The sequence below is a fragment of the Halomonas sp. H33-56 genome, assembly GCF_040147035.1.
GTDB lineage: Bacteria > Pseudomonadota > Gammaproteobacteria > Pseudomonadales > Halomonadaceae > Halomonas > Halomonas litopenaei.
Window position 1 is genome coordinate 1,463,995 of the sequence record NZ_JAMSHP010000001.1, and the last position, 18,572, is coordinate 1,482,566.

Below are 18,572 nucleotides of genomic sequence, written 5' to 3' on the forward strand. Positions count from 1 at the left end.
TGTGAAGAGGGAGAATTCAGGCGCTGTGCTGCTGGCGCTCGGCACCGCTGTCGCTGCCGAGCCGTGCACCGCCGGTGCGATGGGGGGCCATCCGGTCGCGGTCGAACTCGACCCCGATGCCGGGGCTGTCCGGGGCCACCGCGCGACCCTGGTCGAGGACCAGCGGACGTCGGGTGTAGTGATCGATGGGGAAGGAGTGGATCTCCATCCAGCCGGCGTTGGGCTGGGCCGACACCAGGCTTACGTGTAGCTCCTGCATGCCGTGGCTGCAGATGGGCAGGCCGTAGTGGCGGCTCTGGCGGGCGACATCGAGCCAGCCGCTGATACCGCCGCAGTTGGAGGCGTCGGGCTGGATGAAGGATAGCCGCGCCTGTTCGAAGGCGTAGCCGAATTCGTGAGAGGTGTGCAGGTTCTCGCCCATGGCCAGGGGCATGCCGGTCGCCTCGGCGATGCGGGCATAGCCCTGGTAGTCATCGGGAAGGGTGGGTTCCTCGAACCAGGTGATGTCGTAGGGCGCGAAGGCCCTGGCGGCCTCGATGGCGCCATCGACGCTCAGCGCGTAGTTGGCGTCCACCATGAAGGGACGCTCGGGGCCGATCAGTTCGCGTACCCGGGCCACCCGCTCGACATCCTCGGCAAGGGTCGGGCGGCCGACCTTGATCTTGATGGCCTCGGCGCCCTGGTCGAGGTAGCCCTGAACGTTGGCAAGCAGTCGCTCGAGGGAGAAGTTGAGGTCGATGCCGCCGAAGTAGGCCTGGCACTGGCGGCCCTGGCCGCCGGCCATCTGCCATAGCGGCTGGCCGAGGCGGCGGCCCTTGAGGTCCCACAGCGCGATATCCAGCGCCGAGATGGCGAAGGCGGCGATGCCGCCGCGGCCCACGTAGTGGATATGCCATAGCATGTCGTCGTAGCAGCCGGCGATGTCACCGGCGTCACGCCCCAGCAGCATCGGCGCCAGGTCGTGCTCGAGCAGTGCCAGGATGGCGTGTCCGCCGCGCCCGCCGGTATAGGTGTAGCCGGTACCGCTGTGGCCATCCGCGGTGGTGACGGTGGCGGTCACGACCTCGAAGTCGGTGTGCACGCCATGCTTGGCATCGCCCATGGGCTCGCTCAGCGGCAGTCGGTAGAGGTCGAGCTCGATGGAGGTGATCGTCGACATGGGAGGATTATCCTGTGTTGCGTGTGCGCGTGATCTGCACCTGGATCGCGATCACGACGAAGAGAAAGGCGCCGCGGATGACCATCTGCCAGTAGGCGCTGAGGTTGAAGGTGCCGAGTCCGTTTTCGAAGTTCAAAAGGTTGAAGATCAGACCGAGCATCAAGGCGCCGATCAGCGTCGCCACCAGCGACCCCTTGCCGCCGGTCAGCAGGGTGCCGCCGACGACGACGGCGGCGATGGCGGTCAACTCCCAGCCTAGTCCCTCCAGCGGCTGGCCGGCGCCAAAGCCCGAGGCCAGAAAGACCCCGGCGAGCCCGGCACAACCGCCGCTGATCAGGTAGGCCAGGGTCTTGGCCTTGCGTGCGGGCAGGCCCATCAGGTGGGCGGCTTCCTCGTTGTCGCCCACCGCGAGCATGGTGCGGCCGATGGGGCGTTGTTCCAGCAGCCACCAGAGACCGGCGCCGACCACCAGGGTGATGGCGAAGCTCCAGGGCAGCAGGCCGCCGATCGACTCCATCCCCAGTCGGGTAAAGCCGCTGGCCCAGTCCACCGGCACCGTCTGGTTGCCACTGATGATCAGGGCGGTGCCCTTGGCCGCGAGCAGGCTCGCCAGGGTGGCGATAAAGGGAGGGATATGCAGACGCGTGATCATCACGGCATTGACCAGACCCGCCGCCAGTCCGGTGGCGAGCCCCGCCAGGAGCGCCGGGACCAGGCCGTAGGGGCTTACGTAGGCGGCGGTGACCGAGGACAGCGCCGCCACCGTGCCTACCGACAGGTCGATGCCGCCGGTGATGATCACCAGGCACATGCCCAGGCTGATCAGCACGAACATGGCGTTGTAGTTGAGAAAGGACGAGAGATTGTAGGCGCTGCCGAAATTGTCGTAGCGGATCAGGCCGAGGCAGACCAGTGCCAGCAGGATCACGCAGACCCCGGTGGCCTGGCCATTGTCGGCAAGGCGCTGGCGCCAGGAGACGGTGGTCATGTCAGTGGGCTCCTCTGGGCGTCTGGAGATACACCGCCAGCACGATGATGGCGGCCTTCACCACCAGCGCCACCTCGTCGGCGACGCCGTTGGCGAGCAGGGTGTAGCGCACCAGCTGAATGATCGCGGCACCGAGGATGACCCCGGCGATGGGGGCCTTGCCGCCCTTGAGCAGGGCGCCGCCGACCACCGCCGCGGCGATGGCGTCGAGCTCCATCAGGTTGCCGTTCTTGGCCGCGTCCGAGGCGGAATTGATGGCCACGGTGATCAGCCCGGCGAGGCCGGCGAGCAGGGCACAGCTGGTGTAGGCTGCGAGCTTGACGCGGGTCACCGGGACCCCGGCCATGCGTGCCGCCTGGGGGTTGCCGCCGGTGGCCAGCAGGTAGCGGCCGTAGCGGGTGCGGGCGATGACCCAGGCCACCACCAGGGCGATGACCACCACCAGCCAGCCCTGGAAGGGCAGGCCGAGTAGCCGACCGGCGCCGAGGAACTCGAAGGCGGGATTGTCGAAGGTCTGCAGGTTGCCGTTGGTCAGCACCTGGGCCAGACCGCGGCCGGAAATGAACAGCACCAGGGTGGCGATGATCGGCTGCACGCCGAAGCGACTGACCAGCACGCCGTTGAACAGCCCGCAGGCTACGGCGACCGCCAGGGCCACGATGATGGCCACCAGGGTCATCGCCAGCGGCGCCTGCTGGCCGAACTCTGACAGAAAGATCAGCGGCGCCAGGGCGCCGGCCAGGGCCATCACCGCGCCCACCGACAGATCGATGCCACCGGTGGCGATGACCAGGGTCATGCCGATGGCGACGATGGCGATGGTCGACACCTGGGAGACGTTGACCGACAGCGTCTGCCACTCGAGAAAGTTGGGGGTGATCGCGACATTGAACAGGATCAGTGCCAGCAGGGCGACGAGCAGCGCCAGACTGCGGGGATTCACCGGCATGGCCTGGCGCCATCGCGGGCTGGCCGACCGGGGCGTCGCCTGACGGGAGGAGTGGAGCGACGTCATGGTGCGGTCTCCTGGTGGTCGGTGGCGGTAGCAGACGGTGCAGCGTCGTCACGCGCCGCGCCGTCGGCTCGGTCGTGCTGGGCGGTGGCGATGGCGGTGACCAGGGCGTCTTCGCTGAGCCCGGGGTTGTCGAGCACCCGGGTCGAGTGGCCTTCGTGCATGATCACCACCCGCTGGGCGCCCTCGGCGAGTTCCTCGAATTCCGAGCTGATCATCAGCACCGCGCCGCCCTGAGCCTGATAGTCCTGGACGATGCGCTGGATCTCGCGCTTGGCGCCAATATCGACGCCACGGGTCGGCTCGTCGAGGATCAGCAGTCGCGGCTGGGTCGCCAGCCACCGTGCCAGCAGTACCTTCTGCTGGTTGCCGCCGGACAGCTGGCCGATGGGTTGTTCCATGGAGGCGGTCTTGATCTTGAGCGCCTCGATATAGTGTGCGGCGAGTTCGCGCTCGCGCCGCCGTTGAATGACGCCACGACGGCTCAGCGTGCCGAGCAGGGGCAGGGTCATGTTCTCGCGCACGCTCATCTCGGGGATGATGCCCTCGACCTTGCGGTCTTCGCTGAGCAGCGCCACCCCCGCGGCGATGGCGTCGCGGCTGTGGCGGGGGGCGTAGCGCTGGCCGGCCAGCCGCATGCTGCCCCGGGTGGTGCGATCGAGCCCGAACAGGGCGCGGGCAAGCTCGCTGCGACCGGCCCCGAGCAGACCACCGAGGCCCACCATCTCGCCCTGATGCACCTCCAGCGAGGCGCCTCGCAGGCCCTTGTCGGTGGCCAGGGATTCGACCTCGAGCAGCGTCTCGTCGGTGTCGAGTTCCATCTCACGAAAGCTGGTGGTGCCGCTTGCCTGGATGTCCGAGGCCTTGCGGCCAAGCATGGAGGCCACCAGCTCCAGGCGCGGTGTCTCGCTGAGGGTGCGCTGCTCCACCGTGGCGCCGTTGCGCATGATGGTGGCGCAGTCGCACACCGCGTAGAGCTCCTCGAGGAAGTGCGAGACGAACAGCACCGAGGTGCCCTGGGACTTGAGCAGTCGGATGACCTCGAACAGCCGCTGGACCTCGCGTTCGTCCAGCGAACTGGTCGGCTCGTCCATGATCACCAGCCTGACCTGCTGGGACACCGCTCGGCCGATGGCCACCAGCTGCTGGATGGCGGTGGAGTACTCGCTGAGCGGACGGCGGACGTCGATGTCCAGCCCCAGCTCCTCGAGCACCGTGCGGGCCCGTCGATGGGCCTGGGGCCAGTCGATCCCGCCCCACCAGTGAAGGGGCTCGAAGCCCATCATCATGTTCTCGGTGACCGAGCGCAGCGGCACCAGGTTGAGCTCCTGGTAGATGGTGGCAACGCCTGCCTGCTGCGCCCGGCGCGGGCCGGAGAAGGCCACAGGCTCGCCGTCGAGCAGGATCTGGCCGCTGGTCGGTGTGTAGACCCCGGTCAGAACCTTGATCAGGGTGGACTTGCCCGCCCCGTTCTGGCCGATCAGGGCGTGCACCTCACCCGGCGCGATCGTGAGCGAGGCGCCGTCGAGGGCGACGGTGCCTCCAAACCGCTTGTGGATGTCGCGCATGTCGATAAGCGCTGTCATGACGTGGTACCTGGTTGGAATGTCAGGTCGGGATCAACCGGCGTGGCTCAGCTCAATAGGCGTCGTCGATATGCTCGGCGGCGTTGTCTTGGGTGAAGACACGGTCCTCGACGCGCACCCAGGGCTCGATGGTCTCGCCGGCGGCGTAGCGGTTGAGCACGTCGCAGGCCATCGGACCAAAGCGCGGCGACGACTCGACGCTGACCCCGAGCTTGCCGTCGAGGATCGCCTGCAGGGCGTCGCGGGTGCCGTCGATGGAGACCAGCAGCACGTCCTCGCCTGGGGTGCGTCCGGCCAGTTCCAGCGCCTGGATGGCACCGATGATCATCTCGTCGTTGTGGGCGTAGACCACGTTGACCTCAGGATGGGCCTGAAGCAGCGTCTCCATCACCTGGCGGCCGGTATCGCGGGCGAAGTCGCCGGACTGGGAGGCGATGATCTCCATGTTGTCCTGTTCGGCGATGACCGCATCGAAGCCTTCCTTGCGGTCATTGGCCGAGGAGGCGCCGGTGGTGCCCTCGAGCTCGATGATGTGGGCCTGTTCGCCTTCGAAGTTGTCGACCAGCCACTGGGCGGCGATGCGCCCCTGCTCGATGAAGTCGGAGCCGAGGAAGCTAACGTAGTGCTCACCGGCCTTGGCGACCTCGTCATCGACGATACGGTCGACCAGGAACACCGGGATGCCTGCCGCACGGGCCTTCATCACCGCCGGGATCAGCGCCTTTTCCTCGCGCGGGGGCAGGAAGATCGCATCGACGCCCTGGGCGATCATGCTGTCCACGTCGGCGACCTGCTTGGCGGCGGAACCGGCCGCGTCGGTGACCGTCAGCTGCCAGTTGCACTCGGGGGCGATATCACGAAACGACTGGGTCTCGGCGATGCGCCAGGGGTTGTTGCTTTCCATCTGGGCGAAGCCCACCCGGTAGCTGTCCTTCTGTTCCAGCGGCGGCAACTGCTGGGCCCAGCCGGGCATGGCGGAAAGTCCCAGCAGGGCGGCGGTGGCAAGCCCCGCCAGGCGGCGGGTGCGGGGGTGACGGGCGGTCGGGGAGTGGTGGGTCGAAGGCATCGTGTTCTCCTGGGCTATTGTGCTTGTTGTCAAAAGAGCACCGCGTCGGCAGTGCTCCGTGCTGCAGGGAGGGGGCGTTCAATCGCCCCAGTTGACGTACATCGTCTGCTTCTTGAAGTAGGCGGAAAAACCGTACTTGCCGTCCTCGCCGCCGACGCCGGAGTGGCCCCAGCCCGAGTGATAGGCGTGGACCTGCTCGCCGTTGGCGCGATTGAAGTAGATCTCGCCGAAGCGCAGCTCCGAGGGCAGCCGCATCAGTCGCTTGAGGTCGCGGGTGAAGACATAGGCCGAAAGGCCGTAGGAGGTGTCGTTGGCGAAGGCCAGGGCCTGCTCGAAGTCGTCGACCCGCTGGATCGGCACCACCGGTCCGAACACCTCGTCGTCGATCAGCGGCGAGCGATTGTCCCGGGTCTCGACGATGGCCGGGGCGATCCAGTAGCCCTTGGCGTAGTCGCCTGAGTCGAGCGGGCCGCCTTCGAGCAGCACGCGGTCGCCCTGGGCGATACCGCGCTGGACCATGGCGGCGACCTTGTCGCGTTCACCACGGCTGACCTTGGGGCCCATGTCGGGGTCATCCAGCGGATTGCCGATGCTCAGTGCGCGCGAGGCGGCGATGAACTTGTCGATGAACTCGTCGGCGATCTGGCGATGCAGGTAGATACGCTCGCTGCAGGTGCAGATCTGGCCGCAGTTGGTATAGCGCGCGGTGACGGCGGCCTTCACCGCGGCGTCGACGTCGGCGTCTTCCATCACGATGAAGGGCGCCTTGCCGCCGAGCTCCAGCCGCACGATCTTGAGTTCCTCGGCGGCGCTGCGAAAGATCTGTCGCCCCGCCCGGGTACTGCCGGTCATGGTGATCAGATCGGTGTCGGGGTGCTCCACCAGCGCCTGGCCCACCACCGGCCCCTGGCCGGTCACCACGTTGAAGACGCCGGGCGGAAAACCGGCGCGCTCGGACAGCGCCGCCAGGTAAAGTCCGGCGAAGGGGGTGATCTCGTGACCCAGCAGAATAAAGGTGTTGCCCGCCACCAGGGCGGGGCCAGCCTTGCGCGTGGCCAGGGCCGCCGGATAGTTCCAGGCGGTCAGTCCGGCGACCACCCCCAGCGGCAGCGAGCGAATCTGAATTTCCTCGTGGCGATTGTCCGAGGGCAGAATGTCGCCTTCGATGCGTCTGGCCCACTGGGCGCTGTAGCGCAGAAATTCGCTGCAGGCGCCGACCTCGCCGCGAGCCTGGGACAGGGGTTTGCCCTGCTCCAGAGCAATCAGCCGGGCGAAGGGTTCGAGATGGCGATCGATCTCCTCGGCCCAGCGGGTCAGCAGCTTGCCACGCTCGTTGGCCGGTCGCCTGGCCCAGTCGGACTGAGCCCTGGTGGCCGCGGCGACGGCGGCGTCCACGGCGGCGGCGTCACCGGCGGGGACCTGGCCAAGCAGCGCCTCGCTGGCCGGGTTGTCCACCTCGATGGCGTGGGAGCCGGCATGCTCAAACCAGCTACCGTCGACCCACATGCGGCCTTCCAGGGGGGTGGCACCGAACTGTTGGAAATCCATGGGGCGTCCTCTGTTGGGTAAGGCCAGAACGATGATTGGGTAACGCCAGAACAACGTTGGGGTGGTCAGAACGTCTGTTGGATAACGCTGAAATGACGTTTGGTACGACCATATATTGTTGATGGTCGAGGTGGCTGGCAAGCGTGAGGCGCTACGACCATTGTCTATATTTGTTTTAAGTTTTTGAAAAATAGCAATTTTATGGGTTGTTGTGGCGATATTAGCCATTGGTTGTAGTTGTTGTTCGAGAATTTAATGATTAGTTTGGTACGACGATAAACGAGGTGTTGTATGAGCGGACGCAGTGCGGACTCGATCACTCTGGATATTGAGCGCTCCATCGTTGCCGGCGAGCTGGAGGAAGGCCGTCCGTTGCCCGCTGAGCGGGCGCTGATGGAGCAGTACGGCGCCAGTCGCACCGTGATTCGCGAGGCGATCACCGCGCTCACCGCCAAGGGATTCTTGAAGAGTCGTCCGCGCTATCGCCCGATCGTCTGTCGCCCGGATGCGAGTTCGGCGATGCAGGCGGCGGGAGGGGTGATCAAGCACCTGCTCGATAACTCCCGAGGCGTACATGACCTCTACCAGGTGCGGGTGTTGTTCGAGCGGGTGCTGGTGCGGGACGCCGCCACCGGGGCGGGCAAGGACGACCTCAAGCGGCTGAAGGATGCGCTGGACGACAACCAGGCGGCGATCTGCGATTCAGAGCGCTTCTACGCCACCGATGTGGCCTTTCACCGGGTGCTTTACACCATCTCGGGCAACCCGGCTTATCCGGCCATTCACGCCGGCTTTGTCGAGTGGCTGGCGCCCCAGTGGAGCCGGATGCCACGCAGCGAGCAGCGCAATCACGACAACTTCCTGGCCCACCAGGCGATCTACGAGGCCATCCTGATGCGTGATCCCGACGCGGCGGAGCGTGCCCTGGTCGATCACCTCGAGGCCTCATGGGAGTTTGTGCGCAGCACTTTCTTTGCAGGAGAGAACGAGTGAGCGACGTCGATCATATTGTTGTCGGGGGCGGGGCCGCCGGGTGCGTGGTAGCCGCCCGCCTGGTGCGCGAGCAGGGTGCCAGGGTGTTGCTGCTGGAGGCGGGCTCGTCCCACCACCACCCGCTGCTCGACATGCCCCCGGGCATCTTCAAGATGATCAATGGCTCGAAGTTCATGCGCTATCACCAGACCGAGCCGCAGGCTCATCTGGGGGGACGGGTCCACGACATTCCCCAGGGCCACGTGCTCGGCGGCGGCACCTCGGTCAATGCCCAGGTCTACATGCGCGGGCGGCCCGAGGACTACGACGACTGGGATCGGCGACTCGCCGGCAACGCGGCGAGGGCCGACTGGTCCTGGCAAGGGGTGCTCGAGCACTTTCGCCGGATGGAGGACAACGACCGTCTGGTCAATGAACACCATGGGCGCGGCGGGCCACTCAAGGTCTCTGATCCCGGTCATGTGGATGTGGCCTCGCGCTGGTTTATCCAGGCCGCCCAGGCGGCGGGGCTGCCCTACAACGGCGACTTCAATGGCGAGCGTCAGACCGGGGTCGGCTTCTATCAGTTCATGAATCGGGCGGGCAAGCGCTGCTCTGCTGCCTACGCCTACGTAGAGCCGCTGCGCGAGCACCCGGGGCTCGAGGTCGCGCTCGACTGTGAGGTCCAGCAGGTGCTGGTCGAAGACGGACGTGCCGTGGGCGTCGAGTACCGCGACCGCAAGGGCAAGGTGCACCGGGTGCGCGCGCAGGGCGAGGTGATCCTGGCGGCGGGTGCGCTGGTGACCCCGAAGCTTCTGATGCTCTCGGGTATCGGGCCGGCCGAGCAATTGGCGCAGCACGGCATTGCGGTGAAGGCGGACCTGCCGGGAGTGGGGCAGAACCTGATCGACCACCCCGAGGTGCCGATCACCGCCTACGCCAGGACCCCGTGTGGCTACTATCGCCAGGGCGTCGGCTGGCGGATGCTGGCCAACGGGCTCCAGTTCAAGCTGTTCGGCAGTGGCCCGGTGACCTCGGCCGGGGTCGAGGCGGGCGCCTTCGTCAATCCCGTCGATCCTCAGGCGGCACCGACCATCCAGGCCTTCTGCGTACCCATCGTCTATCTGGACCGGGATACCCGGAACGCGCTCAAGGACGACTACGGCCTGACGGTGACCACCGTGGTGGTCAAGCCCAAGGCCAGAGGCAGCGTTTGCCTGCGCTCGGCCGACCCCGGCGACATGCCGCGGGTGTCGCCCAACCTGCTCGGCCATCCCGACGACATGCAGGCGATGGTGGAAGGGCAGAAGTTCTTTCTGCGCGCCTTCGAACAGTCACCGCTCAAGGAAAACCTGCACGGTGTGGCCTTGCCCTTCGCCGGAAGCGGCGCCAGCGACGATGAGCTGCTCGAACACTGCCGACGCTTCGTCAAGACCAACTACCACCCGGCCGGAACTGCGGCCATGGGTGCCGATGACGACCCCATGGCGGTGCTCGACGCACGACTGCAAGTTCGTGGGGTGCGCGGGCTGAGGGTCTGCGACATGTCCGCGGTGCCCGATATACCCGCCGGCAACACCACCGCCCCGGCGATGATGCTGGGCAGCCGCTGCGCCGACTTTATCGGCGAGGATGCCGGCCTGGGCCAGGACGCCCGGCGCGACGCTGCAGCGCCCGAGGTGAAGGCCACCGGGGCGGCGATGCATTGATCTACTGAACGGATTTTCAAGCACCGACAGCAACCGACAGCAACCGACAGCAACCAATAGCAACAATGAAAAAGGAGCATCCGATGACACGCCTTACTCTCCTTCCGCTGACCCTGAGCGTAGGTCTCGCCGCTGCAGCCAGTGCTGCCCAGGCTGCCGACACCGTCCAGTGGGCCCATGTGTACGAACCCTCCGAGGCCTACCATCACTGGGCCGAGTGGGGCGCCGAGCAGATCGCCGAGCGCACCGACGGTCGCTACGAAGTGGAGGTCTTCCCCGCCTCGACCCTGGGCAAGGAGGTCGAGATCAACCAGGGGCTGGTGCTCGGCACCGTTGACATCATCTACACCGGCCAGAGCTTCGCCGCCCAGACCTACGGGCCGCTGGCGCTGTCCGACGCCCCCTTCGTGTTCCGTGACTACGAGCACTGGAAGGCCTACGCCGACAGCGAGCTGTTCGCGGAATTCGCCGACGGCTACCGTGATGCCTCCGGCGGCAACGTGATCCTGGGTGACTGCTACTACGGCCAGCGCCACGTGACCTCCAATACCCCCATCGTCGAGCCCGCCGACATGGAAGGCCTCAAGATTCGGGTGCCCAATGCGCCCATCTACAGCCTGTTCCCCCGTGCGGTCGGCGCCCAGCCGACACCGGTGGCCTTCTCAGAGGTCTATCTGGCCCTGCAGCAGGGGGTGGTGGACGCCCAGGAGAACCCCTTGCCGACCATCCGCGCCAAGAAGTTCTACGAGGTCCAGGACTACATCAACCTGACCGGCCACGTGACCGGCTCCAACCTGATCGTTGCCGGCGGTCCCTTCTTCAACGGCCTGTCCGAGGAGGATCAGCAGATCTTCCGCGAGGTGCTCGGCGAGGTGGCCAGGAAGGTCTCCGACGATGTGCGCGAGCAGGAGCTGGCATCCATCGACTGGTTCAAGGAGCAGGGCGTGGAGGTGCTGGAGGTCGAGCGTGAGGCCTTCCGCGAGAAGACGTTGCCGGTGCTCAACGGCGACGAGGCGACCTGGACCCAGGAACAATTCGATCGCTTGCAGGCGCTGTAACGCCTCGGGAATAACGCTATGAACCACACTGACAGCAAGGCTCTGGGCCCCGCACGGGCATCCCGGGAGGATGCCCGTGAGGGGCCGCAAGGCCCGGATATCGACTTTGACGACGACGGCCCGACCTTCGCCTGGCGCGACATCGGGCTTGAGGACGCGCTCACCCTGGTGGTCTTCTGGACCATGGCAGCGGTGGTGTTCGCCCAGTTCTTCAGCCGCTACGTGCTTGGCTCGCCGCTGGGCTGGACCGAGGAGGTCGCCCGCTATCTACTGATCTGCGTCGGCTTTCTGGCGGCGACCGTGGGGGTGCGCAAGCGCAGCCACATCCGCCTCGAACTGCTGTATCGCTACCTTCCCCTGCGTGCCTCGGCGGCGATGATCTGGCTGGTCGACCTGGGCCAGCTCGTCTATTTTGTGCTGCTGGGGTGGGTCACCTGGAAGATCCTGCCGCTGATGAGCGCCCAGAAGATGACCTCGATGGCGGTCGGCATGGACACACTCTACAGCGTGGTGCTGTTGAGCATCGCCATCATGGCGCTGCGTCAGGCCTGGCAGCTGGTGCGGGCGAGCGGTCCGAAACAGTGGCTGGCGGCGCAGCGAGCTGACACCACCGGCGAGGAGGCATCATGACGCTACTGGTCCTGTTCGGCGGCCTGCTGCTGATGCTGGTGATGGGCTTTCCGGTGATGGTGGCGCTTGGCGCCTCGTCGCTGGCGGCGATCCTGGTCGATGGCAGCGTCCCCGACTTTATCGTGCTGCACCGTATGGTCGGTGGCATGGACAGCTTCCCGCTGCTGTCGATTCCCTTCTTTGTCCTGGCCGGTGCGCTGATGAACTCGGCCGGTATCACCAGTCGCATCTTCGATTTCGCCAGGGCCCTGGTGGGCTGGATGCCCGGGGGGCTCGGCCACGTCAACGTCGGCGCCTCGGTCATCTTTGCCGGCATGTCCGGTGCCGCGGTGGCCGACGCCGGTGGGCTCGGCGCGATCGAGATCAAGGCGATGCGCCGGGCGGGCTATGACCCTGGCTTTTCGGTGGGCATCACCGCTGCCTCGTCCACCATCGGGCCGATCATTCCGCCTAGCCTGCCGCTGGTGATCTACGGCGTGATGGCCTCGGCCTCGATCGGTCAGCTGTTCGCCGCCGGCCTGGTGCCGGGACTGTTGATGGCGCTTTCGCTGATGCTGATGGTGGCCTGGTACGCGGTGCGTTATCAGTATCCGCGTGACGTCGGCTTCGCCCTGGGCTGGATCGCCTTGACCTTCCGTCGTGCCTTTCTGTCGCTGCTGACCCCGGTGATCATCGTCGGCGGCATCGTGCTTGGCATCTTCACCGCGACCGAGGCCGCCATCGCCGCGGTGATCTACGCCATGCTGCTGGGGGCGGTGGTCTATCGCACCCTGACCTTCAAGAGACTGCTGGCGGTCACCATGGAGACCATCGAGACCACCGGGATCATCATGATGATCATCGCCGCCTCGTCGATCTTCTCCTGGCTGCTGACCAGTCACCATGTGGCCGAGAACTTCGCCAACTGGATGCTGGCGGTCACCTCCAACCCCACCATCATCCTGCTGTTGATGACGCTGATCCTGTTCGTGGTGGGCTGCTTCATGGAAACCATCGCGGCGATCACCATCCTGGTGCCGATCCTGCTGCCGATCGCGGTTAACCTCGGCGTCGACCCGGTGCAGTTCGGTATCGTCATGGTGCTGAACCTGATGATTGGCCTGCTGACGCCACCGGTGGGACTGGTGCTCTACGTGCTCTCGCAGGTGTCCAAGGTGCCCTTCGAGCGCTGCGCCTCGGCGACCCTGCCGTTCCTGATCCCGTTGTTGATCGTGTTGATGCTGGTCACCTTCGTGCCCTCCATCTCGCTGTGGCTGCCGACCTTGATCTATCGCTAGGCGCTGTCCGAAAAGTCGACGAGCGAAGGTTAGACAAGGCAAAAATCGGTGAGAAAGCGCAGTTTACGGGGTGTAAATGAGCATTTTGACCGGGCTGGCGCACCAGCCGATTTTTAACGCCGTATTACCGAGCGCAGGCACTTTTCAGACAAGCCCTAGCATCGAGCAGGCAAGGGGACACGTTGCGCCCCTGACAACCAACGCCCCCGACGTCTTCGTCGGGGGCGTTTGCTTGAGGGGGGGCCCGATGGTGCGTCCTCCTGCCTATCGCCCCATCCAGCCGCCGTCCACGGTCATCACGCTGCCGTGCATATAGTCCGAGGCGCTGGAGGCCAGAAACACCACCGGTCCCTTGAAGTCAGCGGCGTCCCCCCAGCGACCGGCGGGGATGCGCGCGAGGATGTCGCGGGAACGCTCGGGATCGTCGCGCAGTGCCTGGGTGTTGTCGGTGGCGATGTAACCCGGAGCGATGGCGTTGACGTTGACCCCGTGGGCGGCCCATTCGTTGGCGAAGGCCTTGGTCAACTGGGCGATGCCGCCCTTGCTGGCGGCGTAGCCGGGCACGGTGATGCCGCCCTGAAACGACAGCAGCGAGGCGGTGAAGATCACCTTGCCGCTGCCTCGCGCGACCATCTGCCTGCCGATCTCCCGGGTCAGCATGAAGGGGGCGCTCAGATTGACGTCGATGACCCTGTCCCACAGCGCATCGGTGTGCTCGGTGGCGGGGGCGCGTTCGATGGTGCCGGCGTTGTTGACCAGGATATCGATACGCCGGTCGGCAAGCTGCTCGACCATCGCCATCAGCGCGCTGCGGTCCGACAGGTCGCAGGCGATCCCTGTGCAGTCTCGCCCCAGGGCGCGAACTCGCTCGCCCAGGTCGCCGCCGTCGGCGGCCATGTTGGCGCTGACGGCGATGATGTCGGTACCGGCTTCGGCCAGGCCCAGCGCCATGGCCGCGCCGATGCCGCGTCTCGCGCCTGTCACCAGGGCGGTCTTGCCGTCGAGTGCAAAGGTCGTCAGTACAGCCATCGAAAATCTCCTGAGTGATCGGACAGGCATGTATAGCAACGGGGGGTATCAGCCTAGTGGGCATCCCGGGCGCGGGAAAGGCCGGGGAGGGGCATCGTGCGGATGGCAGTGCTCCGTCTCGACCACATCTTGTACCTTTTAAAGACAAATTCTTTCTTATTAGACCTATGTCTAAGGGGCAGGCATATTGATCGGCCCCGACTAGGAGATGTTTTTTAAATAATTGAAAATAAAAGATTAAATTTGGCGTTTCGGGTTCTGGGTGTGGTCTCGAGTGCCGTATAAAGGTCAAGATGAAAGCCAAGTTGTAAAAAGTTGTTTGAAAAGCCTTCCGGCGCTTCCTATAGTGACTCCGTCAACGAACAACCCAGTTTGCCAGCGATAGGCGGAGCCCATGAGCATCATCAACGATTACCCCCACGCAGAGCTGTCCAACCTGACCCGCGAGCGACTGATGCGGGCTTCGACGGCGTCGCTGCACACCCTGCTGCACAAGCGGGGTCTGAAGAACACCTATATCCAGAACGTCGGTCGCATGAACAAGAGCCAGGTCAAGATGGTGGGGCAGGCCTACACCCTGCGCTATATCCCGGCCCGCGAGGACCTGGACGTGGTGGCCGCCTTCCGTGATCCGGAGCACCCCCAGCGTCTGGCGGTGGAAAGTGTGCCGCCTGGCCGCGTACTGGTATCCGACTGCCGTCAGGATGCCAGCGCCGCGAGTGCCGGCAGCATCCTGTTGACCCGCCTGCAGGTGCGCGAATGCGCGGGCTTTGTGTCGGACGCCGGTGTGCGTGACTCGGAGTACGCCGAGAGCATGTCGATGCCGGTGTTCTGCACCAAGCCCAGCGCCCCGACCAACCTGACCAAGCACCACGCGGTGGATATCCAGCAGCCCATCGGCTGTGGCGGCGTGCCGGTCTATCCCGGCGACGTGCTGGTCGGTGACGGCGACGGCGTCATGGTGGTGCCGCTCGAGCTGGCCGACGAGATCGCCGAAGAAGCCAGTGGCATGGAGGCCTTCGAAGCCTACGTGCTGGACAAGGTCAACAACGGCGCGGCGGTCATCGGTCTTTATCCGCCGAACGAACAGGCCCAGGAGGAATACCAGGCCTACCTGTGCGAGCAGAAGTCTCGCGGCTGAAGCAGGAGTCGCGCGGCCAGACAAGCGCCGCCTCATCTATCCCCACACAATCACAAAATAATTCCAGGAGTCGCCATGTTTGCTCTCACTCCCCTCAACGCCACCCTCAGCACGACCATGCGCAAGCGCCTGATCAAGGGCGCGACCGGCGCTACCCTGGCCGGTGTAGCGCTGGCCGCGGTCGTCGCCGTGCCGACGGCCCAGGCCGACTTCCCCCAGCGTGACATCCGCATGATCGTGCCCTGGCCTGCCGGCGGCGGCGCGGATGCCATCTCGCGCAAGATCAGCAACCTGGCCGAGCAGTCGCTGCCGACCTCGATCTACGTCGAGAACATCGGCGGGGCGGTGACCGCCACCGGCCTGATGCAGTTGGCCAAGGCGCGTCCCGACGGCCACACCATCGGCGTGCTGACCTACGACAGCGTCGTCACCCTGCCGCGGGGCAACATGGTGCCCGGCTACTCGCTGGACAAGCTCGAGCCGTTCGCCCGTGTGACCCAGGAAGCCGACGCCATCGTGGTATCCAAGCAGTCGGGCTTCACCTCCTACGAGGAGCTGATCGAGGCGGCCAGGGAAAATCCCGGCACGGTGCGCATCGGTGTGGCGCCCCAGGGCTCTGGTCCCTACCTGGCGGTACGTCGCCTGGAGGCGGCCACCGGGGTCACCTTCAACGTGATCTCCTATCCGGGGTCGTCCACCGCCGAGGCCGAGGCGCTGTTGTCCGGCGAGATCGACGCCGCCATCTCGAGCCTGGGGGACTTCTCCGGGATCCTGTCCTCGGGGGATGCGCTTGGCGTGGTCGAGCTGTCCGGTTCGCAGAACCCGGCCTATCCCGAGGTACCGCCGATCTCCGAGTTCGACGTGGATCTCGAGACCGGCAGCTTCATCGTGCTGGCGGCGCCGGCCAACACCCCGGAAGACGCCATCGAGACCCTGGAGTCGACCTACCACGAGGCTTACCAGAGCGACGAGTTCCAGCAGTGGGTCACCAGTATCGGTGTCACCCCGGGCTGGCTCGGCAGCGAGGAAGTCAACGACTGGATCGGCAGCTACCAGGAGCGGACCTTCGCCGCCATGGATGAGCTGGACCTGTAATCCCGGGGCGGAAAGCGCCTGACTGTCGAACGGCGACCTTCCGCTTCCTGCCTCCATCTGGAGCGGGCGAGTAGAGCACCTGCCTCTGCCGGCCCGCTTCACTTCCCTTCCAACGAACACTGTGTTGTCGGTCTCCCGCCATTGGGGGCCGAGAGAGGTTTCGCATGTCTCGTTCATCTTCATCTCTGCTGGCGCGTGCGCTTGGCCTTGGCTCCAGTGCTGGCGCGATCCGTTTCCACGGCGTGCTGGCGCTGCTGGCCCTGGGCTACCTGATCGGTGGCCTGGCGATGGGGCCTCCGCTGGAGGCCGGCAAGCTGACGCCATCCTTCTTTCCGTTGCTAATCGGTGTGCTGGCCACCGTGCTGTGCGTGCTGCAGTGGTGGTCCTCGGTGCGCAGCGCCGCTGCCCTGGATCGGGACAACGCGGCCGATGAAGGCGATAGGCCGAGGGGCCGTCGTCTTTCGCCGGAGCTGACCCTGATGCTGGCGACTCTGGTCTATGTACTGGTGTTTCAGTCACTCGGCTATGTGCTGTCCACCCTGGTCTATGTACTGGGCGTGATGCTGTTGTTCTCGGGGCTCGACAAGTGGTTGAGCAAGGCCCTGATCGCGCTGGCCATCACCGCGGTGGGCTTCGTGCTGTTCAACCAGGTCTTCAACGTCCGTCTACCGACACTCTGGGGGTGAGCCATGATGACTGATGCAACCCGCTCGGCGCTCGCTGCCGGGCGACACGCCGGGGGTGACCCATGGACTTCCTGACCCAGGTGCTGGCGAGCTTCGGTTTGCTGCTCAATCCCACGGTGCTGTTCTATGTGGTGGCCGGTTTTCTGATCGGCACCGTGTTCTCGGCGATTCCCGGTCTGACCGCGACCCTGGCGCTGGCGCTGCTGCTGCCGCTGACCTACAGCCTGGACGTGACCACGGCGCTGATGGCCTGTGCCAGCATCTATATGGCCGGCATGTGCGGTGGCAGCATCACCGCCACCACCATCAATATTCCCGGTGCTCCCTCGTCGATGATGACGGCGCTGGAAGGCTACCCAATGCAGCAGCGCGGCGAAGGGCCTCTGGCGCTGGGCCATGCCTCCTTCGCCTCGATGATCGGCGGCGTCTTCGGGGCGGTACTGCTGGTGCTGCTGGCGCCCTTGATCGCCGACCTGTCGCTGCTGGTGCAGACCACCGGCAAGTGTGCGCTGATCCTGTTTGCGCTGATCGTCATCGTCATCGCCCAGCGGGGCAATGTCCGCCGTGCGGCTATCGCCGCCTGTCTGGGGCTGATGCTCGCCACCGTGGGGCTAGACGCCATGGTGCCGGTGGCCCGGTTCAGCTTCGGCATGGGTGACCTGGCGGCGGGGATCGACCTGATGCCGGTGATCATCGGTACCTTCGCCATCAGTGAGCTGTTGACCCAGCTTGCCGAGAACGACAAGGCCCAGGCCATTCGCGATAAGCTCAAGGGCGTGGCGAAGATTCGTCGCCGCGACTTCATCCCGTCGCGTTCGGCGATCCGCCGTATCGGCGCGGCCTGCTATCTGAAGTCTTCCACCATCGGCTATCTGGTAGGCACGCTGCCCGGGGCCGGGGGCTCCATGGGTGGCTTTCTGGCCTACGTGGAAGCGGTGCGTACCTCGCGTGAGCCGGACAGCTTCGGCAAGGGCAATCCCCAGGGGATCGCGGCGGCGGAAAGCGCCAACAACGCGGTCTGCGGCGGCGCCCTGGTGCCCATGTTGACCTTTGGTATCCCGGGCGACCCGATCACCGCCATCGTGCTCGGCGTGCTGGTCATCAACGGCATCCAGCCGGGGCCGCAGCTGATGGAATCCCAGGCCGGGCTGATCGCGCCCATGCTGGCGGCACTGATCTTCAGCGCGCTGATCCTGATTCCGCTGACCATGTACCTGCTCGGGCCTTACTTTATCCGCATCGTGCGCATTCGCCGTGATGTGCTGTTTGGCTCGATCGCCATGCTGGCGGTGGTGGGCAGCTACGTGGCGACCTACTCGACCTTCCAGATGATGATGACGCTGGTCATGGGGGTACTGGCCTTCTACCTGAGAAAGCACGGCTATCCGGTGGTGACGCTGCTGCTCGGCTTTATCCTCGGCCCGGGCCTCGAGGAGTACCTGCGCCGTTCCCTGACCCTGTCCAACGGTGACCTGACGGTCTTCGTGACCCAGCCCGACAGTCTGTTCTTCATCGTGCTGACCGGGGTGTTCGTGTACTTCCTGGCGATCCGCAAGCCGGTGCAGTTGAAGGGTAGCCAGAACACGACCTGAGGCCCGTACAGATTCCAGAGCAGG

At 65.5% G+C, this 18,572-nt stretch carries 16 protein-coding genes; 9 read left to right on the forward strand and 7 right to left on the reverse strand.

Annotation, left to right across the window (positions count from 1 at the left end):
• Positions 1 to 16 precede the first annotated feature (16 nt).
• The 6 genes from NFH98_RS06495 to NFH98_RS06520 all read right to left on the reverse strand — a co-directional run bounded on the left by NFH98_RS06495 (position 17) and on the right by NFH98_RS06520 (position 7,359).
• Positions 17 to 1,159: a mandelate racemase/muconate lactonizing enzyme family protein gene (locus NFH98_RS06495; protein ID WP_124802276.1), complete on the reverse strand. Its 1,143-nt coding sequence runs from the start codon at positions 1,157 to 1,159 to the stop codon at positions 17 to 19.
• Positions 1,160 to 1,166: 7 nt separating this feature from the next.
• Positions 1,167 to 2,147: an ABC transporter permease gene (locus NFH98_RS06500; protein ID WP_045995138.1), complete on the reverse strand. Its 981-nt coding sequence runs from the start codon at positions 2,145 to 2,147 to the stop codon at positions 1,167 to 1,169.
• A 1-nt stretch (position 2,148) separates the two neighbouring features.
• A complete protein-coding gene (locus NFH98_RS06505) occupies positions 2,149 to 3,162 on the reverse strand; it encodes an ABC transporter permease (RefSeq protein WP_205254732.1) in 1,014 nt (337 codons plus the stop codon).
• Positions 3,159 to 4,745 (reverse strand): sugar ABC transporter ATP-binding protein, encoded by a 1,587-nt coding sequence (locus NFH98_RS06510; RefSeq protein WP_348827808.1) that lies wholly within the window; start codon positions 4,743 to 4,745, stop codon positions 3,159 to 3,161. The genes NFH98_RS06505 and NFH98_RS06510 overlap by 4 nt, the downstream gene beginning before the upstream one ends.
• A 52-nt stretch (positions 4,746 to 4,797) precedes the next feature.
• Positions 4,798 to 5,811, reverse strand: coding sequence for an ABC transporter substrate-binding protein (locus tag NFH98_RS06515; RefSeq protein WP_348827809.1), 1,014 nt, complete (start codon positions 5,809 to 5,811; stop codon positions 4,798 to 4,800).
• A gap of 78 nt (positions 5,812 to 5,889) precedes the next feature.
• Positions 5,890 to 7,359, reverse strand: a complete 1,470-nt coding sequence (locus tag NFH98_RS06520; RefSeq protein ID WP_348827810.1) for an aldehyde dehydrogenase family protein — start codon at positions 7,357 to 7,359, stop codon at positions 5,890 to 5,892.
• 291 nt (positions 7,360 to 7,650) lie between these two features.
• Between NFH98_RS06520 and NFH98_RS06525 the strand changes: the two genes are divergently transcribed.
• The 5 genes from NFH98_RS06525 to NFH98_RS06545 all read left to right on the forward strand — a co-directional run bounded on the left by NFH98_RS06525 (position 7,651) and on the right by NFH98_RS06545 (position 13,005).
• On the forward strand, positions 7,651 to 8,352 hold the full coding sequence (locus NFH98_RS06525) for an FCD domain-containing protein (RefSeq protein ID WP_108131711.1): 702 nt from the start codon (positions 7,651 to 7,653) through the stop codon (positions 8,350 to 8,352).
• Positions 8,349 to 10,040, forward strand: coding sequence for a GMC family oxidoreductase (locus NFH98_RS06530; protein ID WP_306169118.1), 1,692 nt, complete (start codon positions 8,349 to 8,351; stop codon positions 10,038 to 10,040). The genes NFH98_RS06525 and NFH98_RS06530 overlap by 4 nt, the downstream gene beginning before the upstream one ends.
• Before the next feature lie 83 nt (positions 10,041 to 10,123).
• Positions 10,124 to 11,098 carry a sialic acid TRAP transporter substrate-binding protein SiaP gene (locus tag NFH98_RS06535; protein ID WP_231498535.1) on the forward strand — a complete coding sequence of 325 codons (975 nt, stop codon included), beginning with the start codon at positions 10,124 to 10,126 and terminating at the stop codon, positions 11,096 to 11,098.
• Positions 11,099 to 11,116: 18 nt separating this feature from the next.
• Positions 11,117 to 11,728: a TRAP transporter small permease gene (locus tag NFH98_RS06540; protein ID WP_349622357.1), complete on the forward strand. Its 612-nt coding sequence runs from the start codon at positions 11,117 to 11,119 to the stop codon at positions 11,726 to 11,728.
• Entirely contained in the window at positions 11,725 to 13,005 is a 1,281-nt protein-coding gene (locus NFH98_RS06545; RefSeq protein ID WP_108131714.1) for a TRAP transporter large permease, read from the forward strand. Before NFH98_RS06540 ends, NFH98_RS06545 begins: the two co-directional genes overlap by 4 nt.
• A gap of 264 nt (positions 13,006 to 13,269) precedes the next feature.
• On the opposite strand, the gene NFH98_RS06550 is transcribed toward NFH98_RS06545, so the two are convergent.
• Entirely contained in the window at positions 13,270 to 14,034 is a 765-nt protein-coding gene (locus tag NFH98_RS06550) for an SDR family NAD(P)-dependent oxidoreductase (protein WP_108131715.1), read from the reverse strand.
• Between the two features lie 394 nt (positions 14,035 to 14,428).
• On the opposite strand from NFH98_RS06550, the gene NFH98_RS06555 reads away from it, so the two are divergent.
• The 4 genes from NFH98_RS06555 to NFH98_RS06570 all read left to right on the forward strand — a co-directional run bounded on the left by NFH98_RS06555 (position 14,429) and on the right by NFH98_RS06570 (position 18,548).
• Entirely contained in the window at positions 14,429 to 15,175 is a 747-nt protein-coding gene (locus NFH98_RS06555) for a ribonuclease activity regulator RraA (RefSeq protein ID WP_349622358.1), read from the forward strand.
• Between the two features lie 75 nt (positions 15,176 to 15,250).
• Positions 15,251 to 16,270 carry a Bug family tripartite tricarboxylate transporter substrate binding protein gene (locus tag NFH98_RS06560; RefSeq protein ID WP_349622359.1) on the forward strand — a complete coding sequence of 340 codons (1,020 nt, stop codon included), beginning with the start codon at positions 15,251 to 15,253 and terminating at the stop codon, positions 16,268 to 16,270.
• 164 nt (positions 16,271 to 16,434) lie between these two features.
• Complete coding sequence (locus tag NFH98_RS06565) at positions 16,435 to 16,956, forward strand: tripartite tricarboxylate transporter TctB family protein (protein WP_349622360.1); 522 nt, start codon at positions 16,435 to 16,437, stop codon at positions 16,954 to 16,956.
• A gap of 62 nt (positions 16,957 to 17,018) precedes the next feature.
• Positions 17,019 to 18,548 carry a tripartite tricarboxylate transporter permease gene (locus tag NFH98_RS06570; RefSeq protein WP_108449895.1) on the forward strand — a complete coding sequence of 510 codons (1,530 nt, stop codon included), beginning with the start codon at positions 17,019 to 17,021 and terminating at the stop codon, positions 18,546 to 18,548.
• Positions 18,549 to 18,572: the final 24 nt, after the last annotated feature.